At 60.1% G+C, this 7,227-nt stretch carries 6 protein-coding genes; 5 read left to right on the plus strand and 1 reads right to left on the minus strand.

All coding sequences use genetic code 11. From position 1 onward, the window contains the following. From VII69_02050 to VII69_02065, 4 genes are all read left to right on the plus strand, one after another. Positions 1–1,226 (plus strand): hypothetical protein (locus VII69_02050; protein HEY5093879.1); only part of this gene is annotated, 1,226 nt, incomplete at its 5' end. A 291-nt stretch (positions 1,227–1,517) separates the two neighbouring features. Continuing rightward, on the plus strand, positions 1,518–2,810 hold the full coding sequence (locus VII69_02055; protein HEY5093880.1) for a hypothetical protein: 1,293 nt from the start codon (positions 1,518–1,520) through the stop codon (positions 2,808–2,810). Between the two features lie 177 nt (positions 2,811–2,987). Then, the gene (locus VII69_02060; GenBank protein ID HEY5093881.1) at positions 2,988–4,187 is read left to right on the plus strand and encodes a glycosyltransferase family 4 protein; all 1,200 of its coding nucleotides are present in this window, start codon (positions 2,988–2,990) and stop codon (positions 4,185–4,187) included. Then, positions 4,184–5,296 carry a sulfotransferase gene (locus tag VII69_02065; protein HEY5093882.1) on the plus strand — a complete coding sequence of 371 codons (1,113 nt, stop codon included), beginning with the start codon at positions 4,184–4,186 and terminating at the stop codon, positions 5,294–5,296. The genes VII69_02060 and VII69_02065 overlap by 4 nt, the downstream gene beginning before the upstream one ends. Here VII69_02065 and VII69_02070 read toward each other — a convergent pair. Further along, positions 5,293–6,492 carry a glycosyltransferase family 4 protein gene (locus VII69_02070; protein ID HEY5093883.1) on the minus strand — a complete coding sequence of 400 codons (1,200 nt, stop codon included), beginning with the start codon at positions 6,490–6,492 and terminating at the stop codon, positions 5,293–5,295. The genes VII69_02065 and VII69_02070 overlap by 4 nt on opposite strands. A gap of 194 nt (positions 6,493–6,686) precedes the next feature. Here VII69_02070 and VII69_02075 point away from each other — a divergent pair. Continuing rightward, positions 6,687–7,227, plus strand: a 541-nt coding sequence (locus VII69_02075) for a sulfotransferase (GenBank protein HEY5093884.1), incomplete at its 3' end; no start/stop codon positions are given.

Genomic DNA, 7,227 nt, shown 5'->3' on the forward strand with positions numbered 1-7,227 from the left:
CGACGCCTAAACCTAAAGGCTCGCCGACGCCCTCCCCGTCGCCCACCATTCATCCGTCGCCCACGCCGATGCCCACGATGACGCCTGGCCCGATCGCACAGACGCACGTGCTCACGATGCAAGATGCGAGCGGCATCGACAGTCCAACGTATTCTTGGGGCCAGATGGCACAGTACGTCAGTTGGTCTGTAGTTGGCCCAGCGGACGATGCACCCGCTCAAGCGGCCGGCATCAAGACAATATTGTACACTGACCCAAATCGTGTCTACGAGGGCATGCCGGAGTATTCAAACGACGAGACCGAGTACGCACACGACTGCAGCAACAATCGGATCACGATCAACGATACGAAGCAGACGACGTACTTAACCGAGCCGACATCGTCGACCCTCTTGGGACTTTGGCAACAGCACGTCGCGTTCTACAATCAGATCGGCAACGCGCAATACAACATGGTATTCGAGGACACCCCGCTCGTCCACAATGTATCGGCACAGCCGTGCGGATACTTGCAGCCTTCGTGGCTCGCGAACCAAAACACGATGGGTACTGCGTTGAACTATCCGATCATATTCAATGGCCTCGGCAATTTGGCGAACGGCCCTGATCAGATGAGTCCGGCTATGGCGCTACTTCCCAGCAGCATCGGCGGCGAGATGGAAGGTTGCTATTCGAACTATGCCGGCGATCCGATGCCGAATCTACAAGTCTGGCACACGTTTGAAAACACCGAGATACAAGTGCTCGCATCAGGCAAACTGTTCGTCTGCCGCGGATTTGACAACACGCCAGACGTCTCGGCACAGGTCCAACGCCTCTACATGTACGGCTCGTTCCTGCTCACCTACGATCCGGCGCGCGCAGTCATTTCGCCAAAGTTCACCCCGGCCAACAGCGGTTTTTGGATCCAGCCGGAAAACCAGTTCGTGGCGCTTGATCCCGTCGTAATGCAACCGTCGAGCGTCGACCAGCTCAACGAAGGCACGAACGTCTATGGGCGTCAGTATCGGAACTGCTACTACGCGGGCCAATGGATAGGCGCGTGCGCAAGCATCGTAAATTCGGACCGACCGAATTTGTCACATCCGTTGCCGTGGACTGGCGTGTATCATCACACGCTCGTGCTCTCGGGCGGCGATATCCTCGACGGTGGCACTGCCACAACCAACGGTCCCGCGCCGCCTTCGGACATACAGGGCTCGTCCTCGATCATCGTCATACAATAAGCGATACAGGCGTTCAAGAGCGAGTCCGCGTTCGCGGGCTCGCTTGCTTTTTGAGCTGCATCGAATGAGTCCGGCCCCTCGGGCGCACTGGCCGCGCGCTTGCTTGATTGAAAAGCAAGCTGCATGTTTTTGGGACAGTCCTACGTATGAAAGTCCCAAGGAACATGTTCTCGCAATCGAAAGTTTTGAATGTCTTCTTCAATCGATTCGTGGTCCAAATCGATGAGCCCACAAATGCCTTGCATTCGTGACGCCGTGTTTTTTACAACAGCTTTGAGGTTGTAGCGCAATATGAAAAGAATCGTCCAACTGGCAGGCCTAGTTGCATGTGCAGCGGGCCTATCGCTTGTCGACTGCAGTTCCGCCGGGTCGCCGCATCCGGGAGGCCATCCTTCTTCGGCGCTCGGCGCGCGTGCGGGAGCGTTACGCGGTTCCTGGTCCTCGCTTCATGGCATGACCGCACCGAACCACGTCCTGACGTTTGATGTCTACGAACATGCCGGCGAAGTTGATCCGCAAGAGGCAGCACCGTATCTGGATTTCGCCGAGGTACAAGTTAGAGACGTCAACGCATTCGACGCCGCCGGCATCAAGACGCTGCTCTACACCGATCCGAACAGATCCCACAAGGGCACCCCGATGTATACGAACGATGAGTCCACGTTCGCGCACGACTGCTTAGGGAACCGGATCACGGTCGGCCACAGGCCTGTCGTCACCTACCAGATGGATCCGAGATCGCCCGATCTCGAACCACTGTGGGCCGGGTGGGTTAACAGCATCTTAGGCGGTGGATACAACTACACGTACATTTTCGAAGACGGCGCGAACAACATCCACAACACGAGTGCGACCCCGTGCGGCTATACCGAAGCGAGTTGGACCGCGGCTTCCAACGCGAACGATCTCGCGCTTGGCCAGACCATCATCTACAATGGCCTGGGTACGCTTGCCGATGGATGGGAAAATCCGCCGCCATCGATATTGCTTAATCCGACGACATTCGGCGGAAGTCTTGAAGGCTGCTACGGCAATGCCACCAATGACAATCCGCTGCCGAAGACCGCCGTGTGGCTCAACTACGAAACAAGCGAATTGACGATGGCCAACATTCAGAAGTCGTTCAATTGCCGCGGATTGAATTCGTTTCCGGCCGAGACTTCCATAGCGCGGCGAATGTACATGTACGCATCCTTTCTGCTCACCTACGATTTATCGTCGAGTAATATATCCGAGAAATTCACCACGCCGAGCCACTTGAGCGTCTTTCCGGAGGAAACCCTCGTCGCGCTCGACCCGTTGATATCATCGCCGGCTGACGTCAAGAAACTCAAAACCTCACATTGGACATACGGCCGTCAATACGGGGCATGTTATCTCTGGGGTCAATTAGTCGGAAGCTGTGCGACAGTGGTGAACGCGGACAACCCGAACGCATCGCATCCGTTCCCGTGGCCGGGAGTGTATAGTCATACATTTGTGATCAGCGGCGCGGGCGTCCTCGACGGTGGTACTGCAAACGTCACCGGTCCGGCGCCGCCTGCGATGGTTCCCGGTACGAGCGCGTTGATCGCGATTCAATAATACTGGCAGTGGTAGAAGGCGACGCCTTCCGCGTGCGGGTGTCGCTTTCATATATTCCTAGAGGCTTATCTATAGAGCTATGGAATAAAAAAGACCACTCGATATGCCGTCGGGCCTAATCGGTTCGGGACATTCGAGCCGTGCGCCGCTGCGGCGTACGCCGCTACAATAGGTCTAATGCAGTCACCTTCAGAGCCGATAGCTCCGTTCGCATCCATGGGCGCCCCGTCATCTCTTGTGGCGGCAGGCATGCATCGCGTGCCGGTCATCCACGTGCTCGACGGCGTCTTGCTCGGCAAGCAATATCTGTGGGGCAAGGAACAAGTCGTCAGCAATTTGATCCACGCGCAAGCGCGCAGTCCGCAATTCGTTCCAGAACTTGCGGTATTCTCACCGTGTCTCCTGAGCGATCTCATCGAAGCCGACGGATTTCCGGTCACGATACTCAGCGCCGGTTCATCGGGTTCGCCCTGGCGCGGATTGGGCGCGCTGATGCGCCACCTGCGCGCGAAGCCCACTGCCATTTTGCACACGCACGGCTTTAAGGCGAACGTCGTCGGCCGAATGGCGCGTGTGCTCGGTGCGCCGATGACCGGGATCGTCAGCACGTCGCACGGCTTTGACAATTCAGACACACGGCTGCAGTTCTACAACGCCATCGACCGCATGTCGAGCCCGGCCAGCGACGTCGTCACCATGCCCGACGAGACGATGCTTTCGGCATTTCCGCGCGCGGCCAATAAAAAATTCATTCCAAACGCGATCCCAGACCTTCCATTGCCCGACGCTGCCGAACGCGCGCGCGCACGCGAGCGATTTGGATGGACGGATAGCGATTTCGTCGCCGGAGCGATGGGAAGGCTGTCGGCGGAAAAAGGCATCCCGGAGTTCATTGAAGCCGCGTTATCAACCCATGCGCCATTGCGGTGGGCGGTAGCCGGTGTCGGTCCGTTGCAGGCCGACATCGAACGCTGCGATCCGTCGCGCATCCAAGCCGTCGGATACGTGTCGCCGTCCGACGACTACGTCACGGCGATCGACGTCTACGTGCAGTCGTCGCGCGGTGAGGGGCTGAGCCTGTCGCTGCTGCAGGCGATGCGCGCGGCCAAACCCATCGTCGCGACGCGCGTCAACGCCACCGAACTCGCTATTCGCGACGGCGTGGACGGCGTGCTCGTCGAGCCGTGTTCGGCCGGCGCGCTGGCGGAGGGCGTTGAAAAGATCCAATCGGACCGCGACCTCGCGCAACGCCTCGGCGCCTCGGCGCGGGCCCGGTTCTTGGAAAAATTCCGCATCCAACGGCAGGCCGAGGCATATGACGAACTTTATTCGCGCGTGTGCGCCGCACACGGTAGATCGGAGACCAGCGCCTCATGACAGATTGGAAGGTAGCGTTTAAAGACGCCATCACGCCGCTGTACCGCCCCGCCTACAATCATCTGCGATCGAAGATCATGATCGACAACTCGGGCGATTGGCGCGACACGCTCTTCGTGTCGACCGGTGGACGGACCGGCGGCACTTGGGTGTCGCAGCTCATCAACTTCGATCTCAGCTACCGGCTGATGTTCGAACCGGCGAGCCGCGAGTACCTCATGGTCCCGCCCGAACTCTTACCCATGCTACGGGATAACCGGCTGCAGTATATCCGCCCGTCGTCCACCGATCCCGACCTGATCCGCCGCGCGCAAGAAGTGATCACCGGCCGCTTCCGCCAGGGTTTGACGGACCAATACAATTACACGCCGCGCATCAAATTCAAAAAACGTCTGGTGAAGGAGACGAAGTCCAATCTGTACGCCAAGTGGCTGCACGAGCGCTTCCCGGGCATGCCCATCGTGCTGCTGCTGCGCCATCCCATCTCGGCCATCATGTCGCGACAGCCCGACTACTTCGACTTGCCGCCGGAGAAACGTGACGCGACGGACGACGTGGAGAAGCGCACCCGCGAATATCGAGCGCTGGCGCTTGGCCAGCCCGAACTCATGCAAGATTTTCTCGAGCCGTTCCGTCCGGTCATCGAAGCCGCGACGACCGTGTTCGCCCAGCGCATGGTGGTGTGGTGCATCCAGAACTACGTGCCGCTGCGCACGCTCGCCCCCGGCGACGTCCACCTGGCGTTCTACGAAGAGTTCTGCATCGATCCTGTGAAGCAGATGCGCCGCTTACGCGAGTTTCTCGGGACCGAATTGCGCGACGATGAGATCGACCGCATCCGTAAGCGCAGCAGAAAACGATCGTCCACGCTTCACCGCACTGAGATCCACGGTTTCCGCGAGCCCTCCGAGATCGAAGGTTACGAACAGATCGCGAAATGGACCAAACGAGTGACGCCCGACGAGCAACGCGAAGCGGCGGCGACGCTGCGCGCGTTTGGGATGGACGGCGTGTACAGCGCGACGGACCCGCTGCCCGATTTCGAAGGCGCGGCCGTCATCATGCGAAGAAATGCGGCGCCGGCCGCGGCGCAGCCGATTTCGAGTTAGACGAGCCCGGCGTGACTGGACTCCACGACGTCGCAGATGCGGCCCCAATCGTATTGCTTGACGCGATCGGTCGCTCGATCGCGCACATGCAGCCAGAGCGCGTCGTCGCGCAAGATCCGTAGGATAGACGCGGCGAATTCCGCGGGCGTCGTCGCGCACAGCAGCTCATCACCGTCGCGATAGTCCAATCCGAATGCGCCGGCCGGTGTGGTGACGACCGGACGGCCGGCTGCCCACGCCTCGAGGATGCGCAGTCTGGTGCCGCTGCTTGCGAGGATCGGCGCGACGACGATCCGGCAGCGCGCGAGTTCATCGCGCATATCTTTCGGATTCGGCACGGCGATGACGCCGGGAAAACCCGCAAGCTCCTGCTGCATCCCCGAGGTCATGCGCCCGGCGACGCGCACGGTGAATTCAAGTGGTTGCGCAAGCGCGTGAAGCTGCGGAAGAACGTCTTTGAGAAACCAGCGCAGTCCTTGCTGGTTCGGACGCCAGTCCATGCTTCCCGAGATCAAGATGCAGCCGCGTTCCGACGGCCGCGCGGAAACAGGTTCGTAGCGCGCGACATCGACACCGTTTGGAACCACGACTGCGCGGCGCTCGTCCAGGCCGCAATACAATGCGAGATCGCGGACGTCGTCGTCGGAGCACACGGTGACGAGAACGGCCCGGCGCACGAGTGCGGATTCGATGCGGCGGACGCGCTCGGCGTCGGCGAGCAGCAGCGGCCGCAATATGCCGCGCTCGAACTCGGCGCGCCGGTGAAAGAGCGCATACTCACAGTTGTGCGACGCGTAGACGATCGGCGGACAATCGCGCGCCGGAATCGCGGATTGGATCGGCAGATCGTCGATGTGAATCGCTGCGTAGCGCGTGCTCGCAACCGCCGCGGCGACGTGACGCCGAAACGCTCCGGGGATCTGACCGGCGGTGAAATAGGATTCGCTTGGCTTCAGCGAGTCCAATCCTCGACCGATTCGTGCGCCGATGCCGCTCGGCGCGGCGAAGGTGGCGATCGACGCGCAGTCGCGCGCGAAATCGGGCGGTGCGGCCTCACCCGGATCTTCCGCGATGACCACGTCCACGTCGAAATCGCGCGCTAGCCCGCGTACCATCCAATAGTTGCGGATGAGCGCGCCGCCGTTCAACCGCCACGGCGCCGCAAGGCACAAGAAAAGAATCCGGCGTCTTGTCAAAATCGGTTCTTTGCGAATTTGTGATGTGTATCACGTCGACTTCAAAGCCATCGCGCATTCGACCTTGCAAATCGGCGTGCCGCGCCGTGAGGGACGTTAGTTGGCGGTCCGATGGTGCGGGAGTCCTATGCGCTTATTGCGAAGATGTCGTATAATAACCGGGTCACTATAGAGAGTTGTCGGAGCAATCGTGCATGGCCGGCGCGGCACGCTGGAAATCGGTTTTGCGACCCATTTGGAATCACTTGCGTAGCGCGAGCATCGTCGACGGCGATGCGGATGCGGCCGAGACCGTATTTCTGTCTTCGGGCGCGCGCACGGGCAGCACCTGGGTCTCCGAGATCATCAATTTCGAAAACGACTACAGGTTTCTCTTCGAGCCGTTTTCCATGGTCGTGCCGCTTCGGCCGTCATGGTCGCCGAAGCTCGAACCCGACGACCGGCTTCGCTACATCCGGCCGGAGTGCGACGATCGCGATCTCGTCGAACAAGCCTCAAGAGTTCTGAGCGGCAATTTCCGCCATCCCGAAGTGGACCAATACAACTACAACTTGCGCGTGGAGTTCGACCGCAGGCTCGTCAAGGAGACGAAGTCGAACCTGTTCTTGAAGTGGCTGCAGCGCCGCTTCCCGCAGATGAAGCTTTTGCTGCTCATGCGCCACCCGATACCCACCGTGCTGTCGCGGATGCACGACGTCGCCGACATCGACCGGTCGCGGCGCAACGCGGAGTATC

It is taken from the genome of Candidatus Eremiobacteraceae bacterium (assembly GCA_036511855.1).
Classification (GTDB): domain Bacteria; phylum Vulcanimicrobiota; class Vulcanimicrobiia; order Eremiobacterales; family Eremiobacteraceae; genus JABCYQ01.